Genomic DNA, 19606 nt, shown 5'->3' on the forward strand with positions numbered 1-19606 from the left:
TGACCTTAGGCGAGTGGGGTCGGCTCGACGCTTCGATTAGGAAGCAAGGACCTCGTCGAGACGACCATTGGCGCGGTCCTCATCGATACCTTCCGCCAATGCCAGTTCGGAAACTAGGACCTGGCGGGCCTTGGACAGCATCCGCTTCTCACCGGCGGACAAGCCGCGGTCTTTGTCGCGGCGCCACAGATCGCGCACCACTTCTGCCACCTTCTCGACATCACCCGACGCCAGCTTCTCGGCGTTGGCTTTGAAGCGGCGCGACCAGTTGGTCGGCTCGTCGGTGACTTCCACTCGGAGTACGTCGAAGACGCTGTTGAGCCCGGCGATGTCCACGACGTCGCGGACACCGACAAGTTCAGCGTTTTCTGCTGGGACTTTTACCGTGAGGTCGCCCTGGGCGACCCTGAGTACGAGGTATAGCTTTTCCTCGCCCTTCACCATTCGGAGCTCGGTTGCTTCTATCAGAGCGGCCCCGTGATGGGGATAGACGACAGTCTCGCCAACGTTGAAAACCATGTGTCTGTGGCCCCTTTCGATGACCCATTCTAACACGCTTTGGCGGTGTGACGAACCCGTTGCCGCAGGTCAGGCACCGTCATCCGAAGTGCGACCAATTTGGCTCCGTCGAGGTTTCCCGAGATCGGCGTGCCAAGGCGCCGTCCGGCGTTGCCTGCACGGGTCCCCCGAGCACCTGCCGAGGGCGACTTCCAGCATCGCTACCTGGTGTGACGGAACCACGTATCGCCCAAGGAGGCCTGGTTCGTAGTGCTCGGAGCGGTGGTGTCGACCACTGAGTTGGCCCCGGGGGTGTGGGGTCTCGCGGGTGCCCCCGGGGGCCGGAGATTTCGCGTGTTCGACGGGTGCCCGATCTTGGCGTGCGCGCGGCTCCGAGTGCAGTGGTGCGCGTCCTCACAGCACCCGCGCGCACAGGCCCGAAAACGGCGACTACTCTGGAGGTGACTCGGCCGCACCGCGACCGAAATTCAGGTGTCTCTTTTTCACCGCTTCACCCTCGGCTTTCACCGCTTCACCCTCGACCGTTTTGCTCTGAAAGGGGACCCTCGTGGCCCGGATCGCCCAGTACTCGCGCCTTCGCTTCGTGCCCGCAGCGGGTGTCGCACTGGCCCTCGTGCTGTCCGGCTGCGCCGCGGGACAGATCGCCCAGACCGCCAACCAAGTCGCTGCAGTCGATGGCGCTAACGGCGATTCCGGCAAGATCGGGGTCCGCAACGTCCTGCTGGCCACAGCGCCCACCGGCGGGTATCCAGCTGGGTCGGACATCCCGATGTCGCTGGTAATTACGAACTCTGCCCTGACAGCCGACAAGCTCGTGTCCGTTAGCACTCCCGCGGCCGCGAGCGTGAAGGTATCCGGCGACGGCGCTATCGCTTCCAAGTCGCTGGTAAAGGTGGGCGGCGACAACCCATTGACACTGACCCTGACGGGACTTGTCGAGCAGCTCCCGTTTGGGCACTCCATTCCGATGACGTTCTCGTTCGCCAGCGGCGGCACGGTGAAGGTCAATGTTCCGATCGAGATTCCGGCGGAGCGCGACCCTTCGCTCACCCGTGAGACGGTCAACATCCTTCCTGCAGAGCACGGCAGTATCTGGTCCGGTGGCACCGAGGGCGAAGCGGGGCACTGACTTCCCGCGCCCACGTTCTGGGCGCGAGCGATCTGCCCCTGCTCCCCTCGGTAGTGCGCATTGTCTCCACCCCTCAATCCATTCGAACACGTGTCGCATCGGCCCAGTGTCGGTGCTTACCCTTACCGTGATTCCCATGGCCACACCCGCTGTTTCCAAAACCTCCGCTGCCAAAGCTGCTCGCCCCTCGTATTCCTGCACGGAATGCGGCAACGCGTCGGTTAAGTGGCACGGCCGGTGCCCAGAATGCCAAGCGTGGGGCACCATGGCCGAGGCTGGCCCCGTCAGCGGCGCGTTGCGCAAAATCAGTGCGGGCCCAGTAACCGAACCTGCCCGGCCGTTGTTCAAAATAGATGCATCCGCAATCTCTGTACGGCCCAGCGGTATTGGCGAATTGGACCGGGTCCTCGGTGGTGGACTGGTGCCGGGATCCGTCGTGCTGCTTGCAGGCGAACCCGGGGTCGGCAAATCGACCTTGCTGTTGGCGGCCGCGCAGGCGTGGGCCGCGCGCGGCAATGGTCCGGTGCTCATCATCACGGGTGAGGAGTCGGCCGAACAGGTCCGTCTCAGGGCCGGTCGAATCGGCGCCCTGCATCCGGATGTGTATCTCGCCGCGGAAACCGAGCTGTCGGCAGCGCTATCGCATATTGATGCGGTGTCACCCGGGTTGCTCATTGTCGACTCCGTGCAAACCATCGCCGCGGCCGAGGTTGATGGGTCGGCGGGCGGGGTCACCCAGGTGCGAGCGGTCGCATCGGCATTGACAGCAGTCGCGAAGAAACGCGGTATGGCCACCGTCCTCGTCGGCCACGTCACAAAAGATGGGGCAATCGCTGGCCCGCGAGTGCTGGAGCATCTCGTAGACGTGGTGCTGCACTTCGAAGGCGATAGGCATTCCAGCTTGCGGTTGGTCCGCGGGGTCAAAAACAGGTTTGGTCCATCCGACGAGGTCGGTTGCTTCCAGATGGCTGGCGACGGCATTGTGTCACTCGCCGACCCCTCCGGGCTCTTCCTGTCGGCGCGGCGAGCTGCGGTCCCTGGCACGTGCGCGACCATCGCCATCGAAGGGCGCCGTGCTCTGCCAGTGGAGATCCAGACTTTGGTCACCAAGTCCTCGGGAGAACACGGCGGCCGCCGGTCCGTCGCGGGCCTGGCGACTCCGCGGGTGGACATGGTAATTGCGGTACTCCAACGCTGGGCGGGGCTGCACTTTGCCAATAACGATGTGATGTCGGCAACGGTGGGAGGGGCAAAAATGACGGAACCCGCTGCCGACCTTGCCCTGGCCATGGCGTTGTGGTCTTCCCAACGAGACATCCCACTGGCTCAAGGGTTGGTGATCATCGGTGAGCTGGGCCTTTCCGCTGACGTGCGGCCAGTATCCCTGATCAGCCGCCGCCTCGCGGAGGCAAAAAGGCTGGGTTTCAATCACGCACTGGTCCCTGTGAGCCCGGATATCGAGTGCCCGGAAGGCATGCAGGTCGACCAAGTCGACGACCTCGGCGCTGCCTTCCGCGCGCTGGGCAACGATGCGGGCATCACGAGTTGGCTTAAGCAACGCGCCAGCTAGCGGCGTCCGCTTACACTTGGCTGCGGCGGTGTACTGCTTCACCAGGGTTGCCTAGCCTGGGTATGTCGATGGACGGGGGGATCAAGCATGAGCGAGCGAACCACCAGCAGCGCACTGCGCGGAGTACTCGCACAGTTGGCGCCGGGTACGGACCTAAGGGAGGGCCTCGAGCGAATCCTTCGCGGGCGGACGGGGGCGCTGATCGTCCTCGGTTTCGATCGGACGGTCGAGGACTTGAGTGACGGTGGCTTTCAGATCAACATCGACTTCTCACCGACGCGCCTGCGTGAGCTCTCGAAAATGGACGGTGCCGTCATCCTCAACGACGGGGCGACGAAGATTCTGCGCGCCAATGTGCAGCTGATGCCCGACCCGACCATCCCCACCGTCGAGTCTGGGACCAGGCACCGCACGGCGGAGCGCACCGCAATTCAGACTGGACTCCCGATCATCTCGGTGAGCCACTCCATGTCGATCATCAGCCTGTATTTCGGTGGTTCCCGGTACGTGGTGGCAGACTCTTCGTCGATTCTGGCGCGCGCCAACCAGGCACTGGCCACCCTGCAGCGGTACCGAGATCGACTCGACGAGGTTTCCCATTCGCTGTCGGCCCTGGAAATCGAAGACTTCACGACACTGCGAGACGTGATGACGGTGATGCAGCGGCTGCTGATGGTGCGCCGGATCGCCGACGAGATCGCCAGCGACATAGTCGAACTCGGCTCGGACGGCCGTCTGCCAGCGCTGCAGTTGGAGGAGCTGACCGGTGCAACCGAGGGTGCCCGGGAGCTTTTGGTGCGAGACTACTTGCCCGACAGCAACACTCGCGCGGTCGAAGAAATCGTGAGCTCGCTCGACTCGCTCGAGGAGGACACCCTGCTCGACATGACCTCGATGGCACGGGAGTTCGGGTACGTGATTCTGCCGGACACGTTGGACCACCACGTCAGCCCTCGCGGTTACCGGTTGCTCGCCGGGATCCCCCGCGTACCACCCGCTATTCAAGAGCGGCTCATCAGCCACTTCGAGAATTTGCAGGGGCTGCTTGCGGCAACCGCTGGTGACCTGCAGATGGTCGACGGCGTAGGCGAGGCCAGGGCCAGGGTGGTTCGAGAAGGACTCTCCAGGCTCGCGGAGTCGTCCATCGTGGATCGGTTCGGAGCGACGCTGTAACGAGTGGAGCCAACCCTGACGCGCCCCGATCCTGGCGCGGCTTGATCTACTGCAGCACTGAGGCCCCGCGCAGTTGCGCGGGGCCTCAGTTTCTTGCTGCCGGTCAGTCCTATCGCGGCGCTGAGCGACGTAAAGCACCTAGCTCGTAGCTGGCGCCGAACTGGAACTGGATCCCGAATCCGCGGGCGCGCCCGGGGCAGTGTCACCAGCGCCCGGGGCAGTGCCGCCGCGATTGCCAGCCACGCCCACCGGACGCTCACCCTTTTTGCCGATGTGCTCAGCGGTAACGACGTCACCGACCACGCTCGCCCTGACAGTGACTTCGTCGCCGACAGCCAATGTGGAGACATTCACCTTCGCCCCAGGGACGTAGGTGGCGCTGAATCCGTCCGTGCTCAGCACGGTCACCGACGTCGCGTCTGCCCCGGTGATCTTGCCGAACTGCACCCGGATGGTCTTGGTCTCGGTACTGGCGGTGGCCTTGCCCTTGCCAACGGGCACCGAGACAACGAATTCCCCATGCAACGCATGGTTTTTCAACCATTGGCCCGGCCTGTGCCCGCCAGGGCGACCAGCTTTCGACGCCGCGCCAGACGCAGCAGCCCCGCCCGGTGCGTCCGACGCGACCACCGAGGTCCCGGCCGAAGTACTGGGCGTATCCGCATTGGCCAGGCCGCTGATCCCCAAACCTGCCCCGATAACGACGGCGACTACGGCCGCCCCCGCCAGGGTCTGCTTGCTCCAGAACCTCAGAGAGTCTTTTTTGGGGGGTAAGGGTGCGGCGGGGACACCGGTGTGTTGGAAGTCGCTGCTGTCGTTCGTCATCTGCTGTCCATCCTTTGTGCTCGGAGTTAACGGTGAACTTCTCTGTGGCAGCTCCGGCGAGGGCCCGCCGAATCAACTACCTCCTCAGCCTCGAGCGCGAACCTGTACGCCAGCTGTGCGCACAGGTCGGAGCCGCTGTGCATTCCTGCGAGCACGCCGACCGCGACTGGGGAAGTTCGCGCCGAGCCTGTTCGACACCCGTGCGCGGCACGCGACACAGGAGGCGCACAGGTTTTTCATAGCCTTCAGGGCGCTCACCAGACGATGATCACCGTCATGAGTGCACCGTCATCTCCTGGAACCGGGCTTGCAGAACTACGCGGCGCCGACGGACGTCCGCTGCGCGTCCTGATTGTGGATGACGAGCCCACGTTGGCCGAGCTGGTCTCGATGGCTTTGCGGTATGAAGGTTGGAAGACCCACACCGCTGGCGACGGCGGGTCTGCGATCGCCGCGGCGCGAACATTTCGACCGGACGCAATCGTGCTGGACGTGATGTTGCCGGACATGGACGGATTGCAGGTCCTTCGCCAACTGCGCTCCGGCGGCGAAGAAGCTCCGGTGCTTTTTCTGACCGCCCGGGACAGCGTGGAGGACCGGATCGCGGGTCTCACCGCCGGCGGTGATGATTACGTGACGAAGCCATTCTCGTTGCAGGAGCTGGTGTTACGGCTTCGCGGACTGATGAGGCGGGCGCACGACACCGTGTCCATGGACACGCAGGTGGTGGTAGGTGATCTGGTGCTCAACGAAGACAGCCGCGAGGTGACAAGGGCCGGGAAGCTGATCGGGTTGACGGCCACCGAATTCGAATTGCTGCGCTACCTCATGGTCAACAGCAAGCGGGTGCTGTCAAAAGCTCAGATTCTGGACCGGGTGTGGAACTACGATTTCGGCGGCCAGGCCAACATTGTCGAGCTCTACATTTCCTATTTGCGCAAGAAGATTGATGCCGACCACCCCCCGATGATCCACACGAAACGGGGTTTCGGATACGTCCTCAAACCTGCAACCAGTGAAACGGCCAGCTAGAAGTGTCCGAACCTGGGTCGCTGCGAACCTGGCCACGCAAACCTTGGACCCTCCGGACCAAGCTCACCCTTTTCTCGATGTTGCTCGTCCTTCTGGTCGCAGGGGTGGTGGGGATCAGCACCCAACTGATCCTGAACCGCTACGTGGTGAAGCAGATCGACAACCAGCTGAGCACGGACCTTCGAAGCGATCCCGTGGAAATCGGGCGCCCTGCACGTCCCGCGGCTTCGGGAGCAGCTGGCGCAGCGGCAACCACAGAGGGTGCCTTCCTGGCGATTTGCTCCGCCAATAACCCCAGCAAGGTTGGTCCGCAGCCGCGCTACCAAGAAAATCTGGTCGCAATCATCGATCAGAACAGTGTTCTAGCAACTGTTTTCAATCGCCAGACCGGTTGTCAAGCCGTACCCGACGACGCCCGCGAGCTGCTCCGTCAGATAACGGCGAGCTCAAGTCCAAAAACCGTCGTCCTGGGCAGTTTGGGGCCTTACCGCGTTCAATCCACCAGGATGGCCAGCGGCGCCACGCAGGTGGTGGGTTTGCCGCTTTCTGCTGGCGTGGGGGTTTTGAACCAACTCAGCCGGACCATGATGCTCGTCATCGGTGGTGGCCTACTGGTAGCCGCAATTGCCTCCTATCTCTTAATCGGTCGCACGCTGCGACCGCTGGACCGAGTGGCGGCCACCGCACGTCAGGTTTCGGGTGTTCGCCTCGACAGCGGAAAGGTGAATTTGCCCATCCGAGTACCAGAGGCGGACACCAGTCCGTTCACCGAGATCGGTCAGGTGGGTGCTGCGCTGAACCAGCTTCTGGGCCACGTGGGGCAAGCCCTGGATGCGCGGGAGCGGAGCGAGCAACAGGTTCGTCAATTCGTGGCCGACGCCTCCCACGAGCTTCGGACCCCCTTGGCCGCTATCCGTGGGTACGCAGAGTTGGCAACGCGGCCCTTTGCCGACCCGGAAACCATCAACCACGCGCTGCGCCGGGTCGATTCGGAGTCGGTTCGGATGAGCCATCTGGTCAACGATTTGCTGTTGCTCGCCCGCCTGGACGCGGGCCGCCCGATGGAGCAGAGCACGGTGGACCTCACGAGCTTGGTCGTCGACGTGGTGAGCGATGCTCGAGTCGCCGGACCTGAGCACCGGTGGCAGTTGGATTTGCCTGCCACCCCGGTGATCACGGTCGGTGATTCGGCAGGGCTGCATCAGGTGCTGGCTAACCTCCTGAGCAACGCTGCAACCCACACGCCACCGGGCTGCACGGTGACCGTCACGCTGGCCGCGGATGGTAACCATTGCGCCGCTGGCACTCTGGCCGCTGCGACCTTGACGGTTTCCGATGATGGGCCGGGCATTGCTCCCGAGGTGCTACCCGATCTGTTTCACCGCTTTGTGCGATCGGGTACTGCTCGATCCCGCGCCGCCGGCTCAACGGGTCTGGGGCTTGCAATTGTTGCGGCAGTGGTGCGCGCCCATGGTGGCACCGTAGCGGTGAACACGCGGCCGGGCAGCACCGACTTCACCGTGCACCTTCCGGCACAGATCGAGCTATCAGCGCCGTAGAAGTGGTGGCTCGCGGGATACCAACGAGATGGTTGGTATCCCGATGGACGCGCGCTCACACCCGAGCGCGCAGGGCCTTTTTGGACTTAGGGTATTCGTCATGAACCCGCTCGCCGCCGCAGGCCTGCCCCGCCCGGATATGAGCGTTGCCGAGGCCAGCACGCTGGCCCAGGAACTCTTCGGCCGCACCGGCCACATCACCGAGCTGGGTAGCCAACAGGACCGCAATTTCCGCATCCAGGCTGCTGAGGGGCCCAGCTTCCTGCTCAAGGTGGCTAACCCAGAATTCACCAATGACGAACTACTGGCGCAAAACGAAGCCCTCAGGTTCTTGACCGCAGCTGGAATCACTGTGCCACAGGTGGTTCTCGGCCTCTCTGGGGAGAGTGTCTACCGGTACAAGGACTCCGGTGTGCGCCTGCTGACCTTCCTCGACGGCAGCCCGTTGACGAGCGCCGGTTACCTATCTCCTGCCTCCGCTACCGCGCTCGGCAAGTTGGCGGGTCGAACTGCAGCGGCGTTGTCAGGACTGAAGTCGGCGGGGCTGACACCCTCCGGTCTTGGCCGGGATCAGCAGTGGGATCTTCGCAACGGTGTCGCAGTGGTCGAGCGGTTGCAGCACCATATTCAGGGCCAGGCTCGACGCCAGCAGGTACTTCAGGCCACCGCTCACGTCGCGGCCGCCCTCGAAAATCTCGCCGGCGAGCTCCGTGTGCAGACCATCCACGGCGACATCACCGACGACAATGTGGTTGCCGAGCCGAATCGGGCAGGCCAGGCAATCGCCTGCGGCGTCATCGATTTCGGCGACCTGGGCTACGGCTGGCTGGTCGCCGAACTCGCCGTCACGCTCTCTTGTCTGTTGCACCATAATCCCGGCGAGGTAGGTGCTTTGATAGCTGCGGCGCGGGCGTTTGATGAGCAGATCCGCCTTACCGACACCGAGATAGCCGCGCTGTGGCCGTTGGTATTGCTTCGCGGAGCGGTGCTGGAGGTCAGCGGCGAACAGCAGGTCGCTATCGACCCAACTAACGCTTACGCCGCTTCAGGACGCGACAAAGAATGGATGATCTTCGAACAGGCGCTCGCGCTGCCTTTCGACCTGATGCGGGAGCTGTTTCGATCGGCCCTCGGGCGCCCGGCGGAGTGTGCGCCTGCTCCCGACGGACCTGTAGGTGCGCGGCTCCTTCCTGCCATAAAACACGCTGTCCCGCTGGACTTCTCGTCAACGAGTCCAGACCTGCACGGTGGGCGGTGGCGCCGTTCGGATAGCGAAGCCGCGCTGGTGCGGGACCGCATTGCCACAGCGACACCCGCATCTGCGCTCCTGGCTCCTTACGGTCAGTTCCGGATGACGCGGACCGAGGTGGACACCAGCGCCGAGCAGGCCACCTGCGCGCTGGGCACGGAGCTCTTCGTCCCCGCGGGAAGTGCTGTCCACGCACCTGTGGGCGGCACTTTCACCCCCACCCCTGACGGCGCAGTTCTTGTGTGTGCGGGTTTTTCGCTCATTCTGCAAGGACTTGAATGCCAGCTCGAGGCGGGAACAACCGTTGCTGCTGGCGAGCTCCTCGGCACGGTGCGGTCGGACCGCACCGTTGAATACGGCCGCCTCTGGGTACAGCTGTCCACGGTCGCCGACCTAGCGCCGCCACAGTTTGCTACTCCCGATCACGCCGCTGGCTGGCTCCGCCTCTGCCCCGATCCGTCTCAGATCTTGGGGTTTAGAGCTGCTGCCACCTCCGCGACCGGAGACGATATGTTGCGCCGCAGGCAGTTTCACTTCGCGCAGGTGCAGGAGATCTACTACCAACAGCCACCGCAGATTGAGCGCGGCTGGCAACATCATCTCATTGACATTCGGGGCCGCAGCTATCTGGACATGATGAACAACGTGACCATCCTTGGTCATGGCCATCCCGAAATCGCTGCTGCTGCAGCGGATCAGTGGCAGTTGCTCAACACCAATTCACGGTTCCATTACGAGGTGCTCGGCGAACTCTGCTCGCAGCTGTCCGACCTCGCGCCGGCGGGGTTGGACGAGGTCCTGCTCGTTAACAGCGGGACCGAAGCGGTTGACCTCGCGCTGCGGATGGCGGGGGCCGCAACCGGCCGGAGCGCAGTGGTGACCGTCAAAGAGGCCTATCACGGTTGGTCCATGGGCTCTGATGCTGTGTCAACATCGTTGGCGGACAATCCTTCCGCCTTGGAAACCCGCCCGGAGTGGGTGCACCTGGCCGCGGCGCCCAACACCTATCGCGGTATCTACCGCGGCCCCGACTCCGGCCCGCGTTACGTCGCCGATATCGCCCGGCAGCTCAGCGAGCTGGACTCGCGCGGTATCGCGGTTGCCGCTTTCATCAGCGAATCGTTTTACGGCAATGCCGGCGGTGTGCCTTTGCCACGCGAGTATCTCGCCGGGGTGTACGAATTAATCCGCGCCCGGGGTGGCGTCTGCATCGCCGACGAGGTCCAGGTCGGGTTCGGCAGGCTTGGTGAATACTTCTGGGGTTTCGAGGAGCAACGGGTGGTGCCAGACATCATCACCGTCGCTAAATCGATGGGCAACGGCCACCCATTGGGCGCGGTGATCACCACTCGGGAGATCGCCGACGCCTTCCGCGGCGAAGGGAGCTTCTTCTCCTCCGCTGGCGGGAGCGGCCTGAGCTGCCGGATCGGACTCACCGTCCTGCAAGTATTGGAGCGAGAAAACCTGCAGCGCAACGCAACGGAGGTGGGCGCGCATCTGAAGGCGGAGTTACTGCATCTGATGGAAACGCATCACATAATCGGCGCCGTCCACGGAATGGGACTGTATTTGGGCGTGGAGTTGGTGCGAGATCGCGACACCCTGGAAGCTGCTCGAGAAGAAACCTTCGCGATCTGCGAGCGACTACGGGAGCGCGGGGTGATCGTGCAACCGACGGCGGACCGACAGAATGTGCTGAAAATCAAGCCGCCGCTGTGCCTGTCCATGAGCAGCGCTACGTTTTTTGTCCAGCAACTCGACGAGGTCTTGACGCGGGGCTGGTGAAGCGGCGCAGATTCTAGCAAGGACTGGACTGTGGAGGGGCACGACCCCGCTCTCGCTCCATTCCGTTTCCGAAAGACCTAGAAGGTAACGATAATTCCTAACCTGTCCGCCGAAATCTCCAATTCCGACAGATCTTGGATAGTGGTCCCGAGCAAATCGTCGTGGGTGGTTCGCAGTCCCAGTACCTGGCAACCGGCGGCTAGCCCGCTGCTGATGCCAGCGGGTGCGTCCTCCACGACAAGGCAGCGGGCGGGGTGAAACCCGAGCCGCTCGGCCCCCAGCAGGTAAGGGGCGGGGTCAGGCTTGCCGACCGTGACGTCGTCCGCGGTGATCATTGTGCGCGGAACTGGGAGTCCCGCCGCGAGCAGCCGGGCGGTGGCGAGGCGACGAGTCCCACTGGTGACGATCGCCCACCGATTCGCCGGGAGTTGTTCGAGAACGCTGAGAGTGCCTGGTAGAACGATAATGTCGTCGGTATCGCCTGCTTCGAGTTCAACGAGCCACTCGGCGGTCTCATCGACTTCGGTGGCGCTCGCGTCGATCATCAGCCTGGTCAATGTTTGTTTCGCTGGCACCCCGTGGAAACTGCCGTTAATATCCCGATCGAAGTCGAGTCCGATCCGCTCCGCTAATAGCCGCCAGCTGCGCTCCACACTCGGTGTGGAATCGATAAGGGTGCCGTCGAGATCGAACAGCACTGCGTCAACTACCCATTGCGTCATGGGATGAGTGTCGCCGATCCGGTGCAGGGGACGCGAATGCGGAGTTTCACATCGCCGCCAGCGCTGGGCGTGGCGCAGGCAGAAATGCAGGTGTTGCGACGGCAGGCGATAGAGCCGACCACGTTGCTCCCCTACCATCGGGTTGGCCCGCGGGACTGGTGGGTGTCGGATGTCGATTCGCCGCGCTACAACACGCGCCAGGTCTGCGATAGGGACGCCTGCCCTTTTGACACCAACGTTTCCGAACAACTGGGCGCGATCATGCCCGAATACGAGTACGCCGTGGTGATCGACTACAACACCGCGGCGCGCATCCCCGGGGCTGGCAGCACCTTTTTCTTGCATGTCTCCGCCGGCGTGCCCACGCAGGGGTGCGTCGCACTCTCTCGCGACGACATCTTGGCGCTGATGCGCTGGTTGGATCCAACGCGGATGCCCGTGATGGCCATCGGCGCCAACGAGGTAAATGCACTGTTCATCACCACCAAAGCGCTTGCCTTAGGTCGCTGAACTGGGCCAACATGCGGCTCCGGCCTCCTTCCCAGGACGCTGCTCTACTCTCGGAGGTCGGGCAGTGTCTACACGGCCCACCAACGGTGAGGACCGATTATGACGAATTGCGAAGCCCTACACGAACTCGACCCCTCCCTGGCAACTGGCCCCTGCCAGGCGTGCGCCATTCCCACGAAGGCTGCCGTCCTGACCAGGCGCGCCGCCATTGGGGCGGGGGTCATTGCCGGCGCTGGCGTACTGGCGGCGTGCGCCTCCGCGTCCGATACGCCCATGTCCAGCACTGCCACGTTTATGTCCAGCACCGCCGCTTCCAGCGCTGCTTCTTCCAGCGCTCCCGCCTCCAGCACTGCCGCCTCCAGCGCTGCTTCTTCCAGCGCTCCCGCCTCCAGCGGGACATCAGCAGCGGCCAGCGGCGCTCCAGTTGATGCATTGACCGGAGTTTCCGCTATTCCTGATGGCGGGTCACTGGTAGTAAAAGTCGGCGGCGAACCGATTGCCCTGGCTCGCAAGGGCAATGACGTACTTGCCTTCACCGCCGTCTGTCCTCATCAACAGTGCACAGTCGGCAGCGCTGGCGCCACGCTGCAGTGCCCCTGCCACGGGTCTGAGTTCGACGCCTTCACCGGAGCAGTTCTGCAGGGGCCCGCAAAAGTGCCGTTGGCAGCTATCCCGGTCAAGGTCCAAGGCGACCAGGTCGTTCGCGCCTAGCTGGCCCGCCCGGGTGTCAAGCCACAAGGATCGGTCTTCAGCGATCCCGGCGGATCAGGCCGCGCGCTTCGGCGGCGGCCACGGCTGCGGTCCGCGAATCTACGCCGAGTTTGGTGAAAATATGCACGAGATGCGACTTGACGGTGGCCTGAGACAAGAACAGGTGCTGTGAGATCTGTTTATTGGAAAGGCCTTCGGCCACCAAAGCAAGCACCTCGGCTTCGCGGCTAGACAGCGACTGGCTGGGTAGGCGCATGCGCTGCATCAGCCGCAGCGCGATGGCCGGGGCTAGCGCTGACTGCCCACCCGCCGCCGCGCGCACCGCCGCGGTTAGTTCCTCCGGCGGCGCATCCTTGAGCAGATAGCCGCTGGCGCCCGCCTCAATGCCTGCGAGGATGTCGGCTTCGCTGTCGTAGGTGGTGAGGATCAGCACGCGCGGCCCCGAAGAGAGGGCGGTGATGATTTTGGTCGCCTCGGCCCCACCCATTCCAGAGCCAAACTGCAGATCCATGAGCACCACATCGATGTCGCCCGCAGCAGACCTGGTAACGGCATCTTCCGCGGTGGCGACGTCGGCGATCACTACCAGGTCGCACTCCGATTCCAAGACCGCGCGCAGGCCGGCGCGTACCACTGGGTGGTCGTCGGCCAGCAGGAGCCTGATGGGGTTGGTCATCGGTCTTGTTTCGACGGCGTGCGAGCCAAGTCGATAGTCACGGCGATTGCAGTGCCTTGGCCCGGCTCGGATTCGATCGTCATCACGCCGCCCAGTTCGGTGGCGCGCGATCGCATCGACGTCAGACCGAACCCGCCATTCGGTCCGGGAAGTGTTGCGGGATCGACCACGTCGAAACCCATTCCATCATCGACGATGTCAAGGCTCACCACGGTGTCCATGACGGTGAGGGTGATGGCGGCGCGAGTGGCGCATGCGTGCTGGGTGGTGTTCCCCAGTGCTGTCTGGGCGATCCGCAGGAGCGCCACTTCGACCGGAGTGGGCAACGCAATCATCGCCCCTTCGAGACGAAACACCACGGGGAAGCCCATGTGCTGCGAGGTTGTCTCGCAGAGTCGCTGCAGCGCCGCCACCAACGATGACTGTTGCAAGGCCGGCGGCGCCAGCGCAGCCACAAAGCGCCGCGCCTCAATGAGGTTGTCCTGGGCCGCGGCTCTAGCCTGCTCGATCAGTTCAGCAGCCCGAGCCGATTCCGGTGGCAAGGTGCGACCCGCCGCACGGAGCAGTAATTGGATGCTCGAGAGCCCCTGCGCCAAAGTGTCGTGGATCTCTCGCGCCAACCGCTCTCGCTCGCCCAACATTCCGGATTCTCGTTCTGCCGCAGCGAGTTCCGCGCGGGTGTGGTGGAGCTGCTCGATCAGTTGCCGGCGTTGTTCACTTTCTGCGTGCAGCGCTTGGTAGCCCCACACCGTGACAACCGCAACACCGGCGCCCAGGATCGGCCCTATGGCCATCGCGGCGGTGAAACGTGTTTGATGCCAAGCGAAACCGCCAATTGCAGCGATCGCTGTCGCTGCCAGCACAGCCAGGCCAGCTCGGCGAGGCAGAAGGTGCAGGGTGAGAAAGAACCACGGGAACGCCAGATAGATTGCATCGGGCGTGAGAAACAGCAGTCCGAGCCAGCTGATTAACAGCGCCCCAAGCCACATCGCCGCCGCGGATGACGAACTCTTAATCGCCGGCAGCTTTGCCTGGGTCGCGTAGATGATTCCGACCGCCATGGTCGTCAGCAGGATACCCACCACGGGGGAACCTTTGTCAGCCACAGCTCGTAGCGCGATCAGCAGTAACAGTGCCGCGACCAGCAAGTGCATGCACCACCGCAATAGTGCGGGTACCGCAACGGGGCTTGAGAGAGCACGGATTTCAGGCATATTGCCTCCAGCCTAAGCGCCGCTGCCTCCGGCGCATCCATCAAAAGGTTGATCTCGGCATCCGACTTCCGGCTCCGTGTAACCGGTCTTTCCGTCGATGCCCCACCTCGCACCATCGACGATTGTTGGTCGTGGTGCCGCAGTGCGCGGCATCTGACGCGCCTTCGCTTGTAGAACCCGAAGGCGCGCCCGTCATGGAAGGAAACCGGCGTGTTCGTCGCCATTCGAGATCTTCGCTTCGCCAAGGGGCGATTCGCACTCATGGGCGCGGTCGTCACGCTCATCACGTTGCTGGTGGTGCTGTTGTCCGGGCTCACCGCCGGGTTGGGGCGTGGCAATACCTCCGCCATCACCGACATCAGCGCCGACCACTTGGTTTTCGCCGCACCCGCGAGCGGCGCAAGCCTGTCGTTCAGTGATTCGATTCTCAGCCCACAGGTGCAAGGGGAGTGGGCGAAGGTACCCGGTGTGGACCGTGCCGAACCGATCAGCATTGCCATGAGCCGGGCGAGCGCTGGTGACCGCAGCGCGGGTGTCGCCGTCTTCGCGGTGAACCCCGGCTCGGCGCTGGCGCCTGACGTTCGCGCCGGCAGTGTCGTACTTAGCACCAAAGCCGCTGTGGCGCTTGGCGTCTCAGGCGGTGATCAGGTCGACCTAGCAGGTAAGTCCGTCATGGTCGCGTCGGTGGCCGGGTCCGATGAGTTCTCTCATGCACCGCTTCTCTGGGCGTCAATGGCCGACCGGCCGGCGACGGGCCAGGCGGCGGGGGTGGCAAGTGTCATCGCGCTGCAAACGAGCGATGCCGATTTGGCCGCCGCCGACCAACAGCTCGGCACCACCACCGTCACACCGGATAATTCGCTGGCGGCGATCGGCTCCTACACCTCCGAAAATGGCTCGCTGCAACTGATGCGGATGTTGCTCTTCGCGATCTCCGCGTTGGTGATCGGCGCGTTCTTCACCGTGTGGACGGTGCAGCGCAGCGGCGAGATCGCGATCCTCAAGGCCGTCGGCGCCTCCACCGGATATTTGCTCAAAGACGCCCTCGGCCAGGCACTGGTCCTGCTGTTGATCGGCACCACCACCGGCACCGCGCTCGCCGCCGGAATCGGCGCGCTCGCTGGTTCAACTGTGCCATTTGTTCTCAGCCTGGGCACGCTCCTGTTCCCCGCTGCGGTGATGATCGCGCTCGGCCTCGCCGGGGCCGCCATCTCGCTGCGCCGCGTCACCACCATCGACCCCCTCACCGCGTTAGGAAGTGCCCGATGACCCTGCAACTGGAAGACATCACCCTCACCTTTCCCGACGGCGATCGTCGCCTCACCGCGCTCGACAACGTCAGCTTGACGGCCGACCCTGGCACCCTCACCGCCATTGTCGGGCCGTCCGGTTCCGGCAAGTCGAGCCTGCTCGCGGTCGCCGCGACGCTGATGACTCCCGACTCCGGACGCGTCATACTGGACGGCGAGGACCTCGCCTCCCTGAGCCGCAAAGATACCGCTCGGGTGCGACGGGAGAAGATCGGCATCGTGTTTCAAAGCAGCAATCTGCTGGCCTCGCTCACCGCCCTCGAACAGTTGGTGGTGATCGCCCACCTGGCTGGGAAGCCACTGGGTCCGGCGCGCAAGCGGGCCCTGGACTTGCTGGATGCCGTCGGCTTGGTCGAGCACTCTCACCGCCGCCCGAATCAGCTGTCCGGCGGCCAGCGGCAGCGGGTGACCATCGCGCGCGGACTGATGAACGATCCTTCGGTGCTCCTGGTCGACGAGCCCACGAGCGCGTTGGACAGCGAGCGCGGCCAGGCGATCCTGGACTTGCTCCGCAGTCTCACCACCGAGCGGGCACTCACCACCGTCATGGTGACGCACAATCGCGACCTCTTGGCCGATGCCGACCGCGTCACAGAGATCGTGGATGGCAAGACCACCCAGCTCGCGAACTGGTGACGGGCTTTTCGTTCTGCGCTATCGCGCCCGGGGTTTCGCCGAGCGGCTTGGGTTCTAGTGCCCGGGGTTTCGCCGAGCGGTGCGCTATCGCGCCCGGGGTTTCGCCGAGCGGTGCGCTAGAGCGCCCAGGGCTTCGCCGAGCGGTGCGCTAGAGCGCCCAGGGTTTCGCCGAGCGGTGCGCTAGAGCGCCCGGGGAGCCGGAATTTGCGTCATAGCGCACCGCTCGGCGAAATCTAGCGCCGCTGCGAGTCTCGTTTGACGGCCGGCGCTACAACCGGGCCCGAGACTGGAATTTGGTACCAATCACCCGCTCACAGCGGGCTAATGGTCCCAGATCTGAAACTTACCGACCCAGCCAACACAGCCAACCCAAACAACCCAGCGCACCCAGCCAACCCAGCCCCCCAGCCGCGCGCTCACTCCGGCGAATACGCGCTGACCGGTCCGATCACCTGCAGGTCCACGGACGTGCCGACGCCCGGCATCCCCGGGTGGTCCAGCGCCCGGCAGGTGACGGTGAGCGAAGGATCGTCGGCGAGCTTGACCGTCATCAACGAGTCGTGCCCGCGATAGCTGAGCCCGGCCACTACGCCGCGCGGGCATGGGTGCGATGCATCGCACGGCATCACGGCGATCTGCTCGGGCCGAATCATCACCGTGACATCACCTGCAGCGCAGGCCTTTTCGAGCTGTAAGGCGCCGAGAGCACAGCGTACCGTACTCCCCGAGGCCACCCCGGGGAGTTGGACGGTGTCCCCCAGGAAACCGGCCGTCCACAGGTTCTTCGGGCCGTTGTAAATATCGCGCGGCGCGCCCGCCTGCTGCACCTGGCCATTTCTCATCACCAGGACCTGGTCGGCGAACGACAGCGCTTCCTCTTGGTCGTGCGTCACCAACACCGTGGTGACTCCTTCTTTTGCTAGCACCGCGGCCACGAGATCCCTGGTGGCGCTGCGTAAACCAGCGTCGAGGGCGGCGAACGGCTCATCCAGCAGCATTAAACGGGGGCGGGTCGCGAGCGCCCGTGCCAGCGCCACGCGCTGTTGTTGCCCGCCGGACAGTTCGTGCGGGCGTCGGCCCAGAATCCCTAAGTCCAAGCTAACAAGTTCCATTAGTTCCGTGATTCGAGCATCGCCGCGACGTTCCTTGCGGCCCAACGCGAATGCAACGTTTTGCCGGATCGTCAGGTGTGGGAACAACGCACCTTCCTGAGCGACGTAGCCAATCGCACGGCGTTCCGGCGGCACCCAGCGCGCCGCAGAAGTGCCTCCCACGGTAACCACTTCGCCGCCGATCACGACGGAGCCAGCGTCGGGTCGCTCGAATCCGGCAATGATCCGCAGCAGTGTGGTTTTACCGCAGCCGGACGGACCCAGCAGCGCGGTGGTACTGCCGGCAGCCACCTGAAGGTCGACGCCGTCCAGTGCGCGGACGGCGCCAAAGCTCTTGTGCAGACCTGTTACGACGAGGTGGTTCATCGGCCGAGCACCCGCCGGGATTGTTGCAGCAGCAGGAAAGTCACAGGAACTGACACTCCAATCATTAAAGCCGCATACGGGGCGGCGGCCACATAGTCAATACTGCCCGTCAAACTCCAAAAGCGCGTAGCGAGCGTTCTAAAACCTGTAGGACCCAACATCAGCGTCGCGGTCAATTCAGTGGTCACCGCGAGAAACACCAATGACGCCGCCGTGGCGATCCCCGGCGCGGCGAGCGGGAGCGTCACGCGCCATAACGTCACGAATGACGCCTTACCCAAGGCGCGGGAGGCCTCTTCCAGTTCCACCCGAGACTGGGCGAGGCCCGCGCGGATAGACACCATTGCCCGCGGCAGAAACAGCAGCAAGTAGGCCACGAGCAGGGTGAACTGTGTCTGATAGATGGGCTTGAGGTAGTGCACGGTCACGGTGACCAACGCCAGCGAGATGACGAGTGAGGGCATCGAACCGGCCAGGTAGCTGATGCGTTCGGTGGTCGCGCTAACCACGCCGCGACGGCGCACAGCCAGGTAGGAGGCGGGGAAGGCCAGCACCGTCACCATCAATGCCGCGATCGCGCCGATTTTGAGGGTCGCCGCAGCGGCAGACCACACGGAGCTGGTCCAGACGGCGGGCCCACCGAGCCCCAGCCAGTAAGCCACACTCGACAGCGGCACCACGAGTGCGCCGATGACGACGGTCGACAGCGCCAGTAGCGCTGGCGCCATCCAGCGGCCCAGCCGAATCGGTTCCTGGACCCGGGGACTCCCCGCGCCCACTCGCGCTGTTCGGCGGCGGGAGAGCAGATACTCCCCCACGACGAGAATCAAGCAGCAGCCGACTAAAACGATGGCCAACATGTTGCCTGCGGTGCTGGCGAATGACGACTGGAACTGTTCGTAAATAGCTGTTGTAAAGGTGGAGAAGCGCAGTGTTTGAAAAGCGCCGAACTCTGCCAGCACGTGGATACCGACGAGCAGGCAACCACCGAGCAGCGCCGGTCGCAGCTGTGGGAGCGTGACGGATACGAACGACCGAATCGAGCCCATTCCGAGCGAACGCGCCTGTTCGCGCCAAGCGGGGTCGATGGTCCGAAGTGCCCCGGCGACCGGCAGGTACACGAGCGGGAAATAGGCCAATGTCAGGATCAGCGTGGAGCCGCTGAGGCCGTCGATGCTGGGGACCACCGACACCCAGCCGTAGCTGGTGACGAACGCGGGAATAGCAAGGGGCGCCACCAGCAACGGGCCCCAGATCCGTCTGCCAACAACGTTGGTGCGCTCCACCAGCAGCGCGCAGCCCAAGCCCAGGAAGGTGCAGGCCAACATCGTCAGGATGGTGAGAAAGCCGGTGTTGAGCAACAATTCGCCAACGCGGGGCCGAAAGATCAGCGCGCGCGCACGTTCTGGGCCGGCTTGAATCAGCGACCACACCACGAACCCGATCGGCACTAGCGAGACGAGGGCCACCAACCCCGCTAACGACATCAAGACCGGCGACGCTCCCCC

General features: G+C 64.0%; 17 protein-coding genes. 10 read left to right on the forward strand and 7 right to left on the reverse strand.

The window, feature by feature from the left end; translation table 11 throughout:
• Positions 1-36: 36 nt before the first annotated feature.
• Positions 37-519, reverse strand: coding sequence for a CarD family transcriptional regulator (locus tag EH165_RS12155; RefSeq protein ID WP_124799677.1), 483 nt, complete (start codon positions 517-519; stop codon positions 37-39).
• Positions 520-1066: 547 nt separating this feature from the next.
• Here EH165_RS12155 and EH165_RS12160 point away from each other — a divergent pair.
• From EH165_RS12160 to disA, 3 genes are all read left to right on the forward strand, one after another.
• Positions 1067-1648: a copper chaperone PCu(A)C domain-containing protein gene (locus tag EH165_RS12160; RefSeq protein WP_124799678.1), complete on the forward strand. Its 582-nt coding sequence runs from the start codon at positions 1067-1069 to the stop codon at positions 1646-1648.
• A 136-nt stretch (positions 1649-1784) separates the two neighbouring features.
• Complete coding sequence (radA, locus tag EH165_RS12165; RefSeq protein WP_124799679.1) at positions 1785-3218, forward strand: DNA repair protein RadA; 1434 nt, start codon at positions 1785-1787, stop codon at positions 3216-3218.
• 87 nt (positions 3219-3305) lie between these two features.
• On the forward strand, positions 3306-4391 hold the full coding sequence (gene disA, locus EH165_RS12170; protein WP_124799680.1) for a DNA integrity scanning diadenylate cyclase DisA: 1086 nt from the start codon (positions 3306-3308) through the stop codon (positions 4389-4391).
• Between the two features lie 138 nt (positions 4392-4529).
• Here the strand turns inward: disA and EH165_RS12175 are convergent, their stop codons facing one another.
• Positions 4530-5216 carry a hypothetical protein gene (locus EH165_RS12175; RefSeq protein WP_124799681.1) on the reverse strand — a complete coding sequence of 229 codons (687 nt, stop codon included), beginning with the start codon at positions 5214-5216 and terminating at the stop codon, positions 4530-4532.
• Between the two features lie 276 nt (positions 5217-5492).
• Between EH165_RS12175 and EH165_RS12180 the strand changes: the two genes are divergently transcribed.
• From EH165_RS12180 to EH165_RS12190, 3 genes are all read left to right on the forward strand, one after another.
• On the forward strand, positions 5493-6248 hold the full coding sequence (locus EH165_RS12180; protein ID WP_124799682.1) for a response regulator transcription factor: 756 nt from the start codon (positions 5493-5495) through the stop codon (positions 6246-6248).
• Positions 6249-6325: 77 nt separating this feature from the next.
• Positions 6326-7807: a sensor histidine kinase gene (locus tag EH165_RS12185; protein WP_124799683.1), complete on the forward strand. Its 1482-nt coding sequence runs from the start codon at positions 6326-6328 to the stop codon at positions 7805-7807.
• Positions 7808-7907: 100 nt separating this feature from the next.
• The gene (locus tag EH165_RS12190) at positions 7908-10841 is read left to right on the forward strand and encodes an aminotransferase (RefSeq protein ID WP_124799684.1); all 2934 of its coding nucleotides are present in this window, start codon (positions 7908-7910) and stop codon (positions 10839-10841) included.
• Positions 10842-10918: 77 nt separating this feature from the next.
• Here the strand turns inward: EH165_RS12190 and EH165_RS12195 are convergent, their stop codons facing one another.
• Positions 10919-11563 carry an HAD-IA family hydrolase gene (locus EH165_RS12195; protein WP_124799685.1) on the reverse strand — a complete coding sequence of 215 codons (645 nt, stop codon included), beginning with the start codon at positions 11561-11563 and terminating at the stop codon, positions 10919-10921.
• 36 nt (positions 11564-11599) lie between these two features.
• Here EH165_RS12195 and EH165_RS12200 point away from each other — a divergent pair, with 36 nt between their 5' ends.
• Positions 11600-12073: a L,D-transpeptidase family protein gene (locus tag EH165_RS12200; protein ID WP_124799686.1), complete on the forward strand. Its 474-nt coding sequence runs from the start codon at positions 11600-11602 to the stop codon at positions 12071-12073.
• 99 nt (positions 12074-12172) lie between these two features.
• Complete coding sequence (locus tag EH165_RS12205; RefSeq protein ID WP_206425942.1) at positions 12173-12784, forward strand: Rieske (2Fe-2S) protein; 612 nt, start codon at positions 12173-12175, stop codon at positions 12782-12784.
• Positions 12785-12821: 37 nt separating this feature from the next.
• Here the strand turns inward: EH165_RS12205 and EH165_RS12210 are convergent, their stop codons facing one another.
• On the reverse strand, positions 12822-13460 hold the full coding sequence (locus tag EH165_RS12210; RefSeq protein ID WP_124799687.1) for a response regulator: 639 nt from the start codon (positions 13458-13460) through the stop codon (positions 12822-12824).
• Positions 13457-14674 (reverse strand): sensor histidine kinase, encoded by a 1218-nt coding sequence (locus EH165_RS12215; RefSeq protein ID WP_124799688.1) that lies wholly within the window; start codon positions 14672-14674, stop codon positions 13457-13459. The genes EH165_RS12210 and EH165_RS12215 overlap by 4 nt, the downstream gene beginning before the upstream one ends.
• Before the next feature lie 210 nt (positions 14675-14884).
• Between EH165_RS12215 and EH165_RS12220 the strand changes: the two genes are divergently transcribed.
• Positions 14885-15943 (forward strand): ABC transporter permease, encoded by a 1059-nt coding sequence (locus tag EH165_RS12220; protein WP_124799689.1) that lies wholly within the window; start codon positions 14885-14887, stop codon positions 15941-15943.
• On the forward strand, positions 15940-16620 hold the full coding sequence (locus tag EH165_RS12225; RefSeq protein ID WP_124799690.1) for an ABC transporter ATP-binding protein: 681 nt from the start codon (positions 15940-15942) through the stop codon (positions 16618-16620). The genes EH165_RS12220 and EH165_RS12225 overlap by 4 nt, the downstream gene beginning before the upstream one ends.
• A gap of 416 nt (positions 16621-17036) precedes the next feature.
• Here the strand turns inward: EH165_RS12225 and EH165_RS12230 are convergent, their stop codons facing one another.
• Together EH165_RS12230 and EH165_RS12235 are read right to left on the reverse strand one after the other, a co-directional pair.
• A complete protein-coding gene (locus tag EH165_RS12230; protein ID WP_124799691.1) occupies positions 17037-18098 on the reverse strand; it encodes an ABC transporter ATP-binding protein in 1062 nt (353 codons plus the stop codon).
• Positions 18095-19585, reverse strand: coding sequence for an ABC transporter permease (locus tag EH165_RS12235; RefSeq protein ID WP_124799692.1), 1491 nt, complete (start codon positions 19583-19585; stop codon positions 18095-18097). Before EH165_RS12235 ends, EH165_RS12230 begins: the two co-directional genes overlap by 4 nt.
• Positions 19586-19606: the final 21 nt, after the last annotated feature.

Source organism: Nakamurella antarctica (assembly GCF_003860405.1).
In the GTDB taxonomy this organism is placed as follows: Bacteria; Actinomycetota; Actinomycetes; order Mycobacteriales; family Nakamurellaceae; genus Nakamurella; species Nakamurella antarctica.

Excerpts from the sequence above, each read along its gene's own strand:
- EH165_RS12155 (WP_124799677.1), bottom strand. The coding sequence starts at position 519 with ATGGTTTTCAACGTTGGCGAGACTGTCGTCTATCCCCATCACGGGGCC.
- radA (WP_124799679.1), top strand. The coding sequence starts at position 1,785 with ATGGCCACACCCGCTGTTTCCAAAACCTCCGCTGCCAAAGCTGCTCGC.
- disA (WP_124799680.1), top strand. The coding sequence starts at position 3,306 with ATGAGCGAGCGAACCACCAGCAGCGCACTGCGCGGAGTACTCGCACAG.
- EH165_RS12175 (WP_124799681.1), bottom strand. The coding sequence starts at position 5,216 with ATGACGAACGACAGCAGCGACTTCCAACACACCGGTGTCCCCGCCGCA.
- EH165_RS12180 (WP_124799682.1), top strand. The coding sequence starts at position 5,493 with ATGAGTGCACCGTCATCTCCTGGAACCGGGCTTGCAGAACTACGCGGC.
- EH165_RS12185 (WP_124799683.1), top strand. The coding sequence starts at position 6,326 with ATGTTGCTCGTCCTTCTGGTCGCAGGGGTGGTGGGGATCAGCACCCAA.
- EH165_RS12190 (WP_124799684.1), top strand. The coding sequence starts at position 7,908 with ATGAACCCGCTCGCCGCCGCAGGCCTGCCCCGCCCGGATATGAGCGTT.
- EH165_RS12195 (WP_124799685.1), bottom strand. The coding sequence starts at position 11,563 with ATGACGCAATGGGTAGTTGACGCAGTGCTGTTCGATCTCGACGGCACC.
- EH165_RS12200 (WP_124799686.1), top strand. The coding sequence starts at position 11,600 with ATGCGGAGTTTCACATCGCCGCCAGCGCTGGGCGTGGCGCAGGCAGAA.
- EH165_RS12205 (WP_206425942.1), top strand. The coding sequence starts at position 12,173 with ATGACGAATTGCGAAGCCCTACACGAACTCGACCCCTCCCTGGCAACT.
- EH165_RS12210 (WP_124799687.1), bottom strand. The coding sequence starts at position 13,460 with ATGACCAACCCCATCAGGCTCCTGCTGGCCGACGACCACCCAGTGGTA.
- EH165_RS12215 (WP_124799688.1), bottom strand. The coding sequence starts at position 14,674 with ATGCCTGAAATCCGTGCTCTCTCAAGCCCCGTTGCGGTACCCGCACTA.
- EH165_RS12225 (WP_124799690.1), top strand. The coding sequence starts at position 15,940 with ATGACCCTGCAACTGGAAGACATCACCCTCACCTTTCCCGACGGCGAT.
- EH165_RS12230 (WP_124799691.1), bottom strand. The coding sequence starts at position 18,098 with ATGAACCACCTCGTCGTAACAGGTCTGCACAAGAGCTTTGGCGCCGTC.
- EH165_RS12235 (WP_124799692.1), bottom strand. The coding sequence starts at position 19,585 with ATGTCGTTAGCGGGGTTGGTGGCCCTCGTCTCGCTAGTGCCGATCGGG.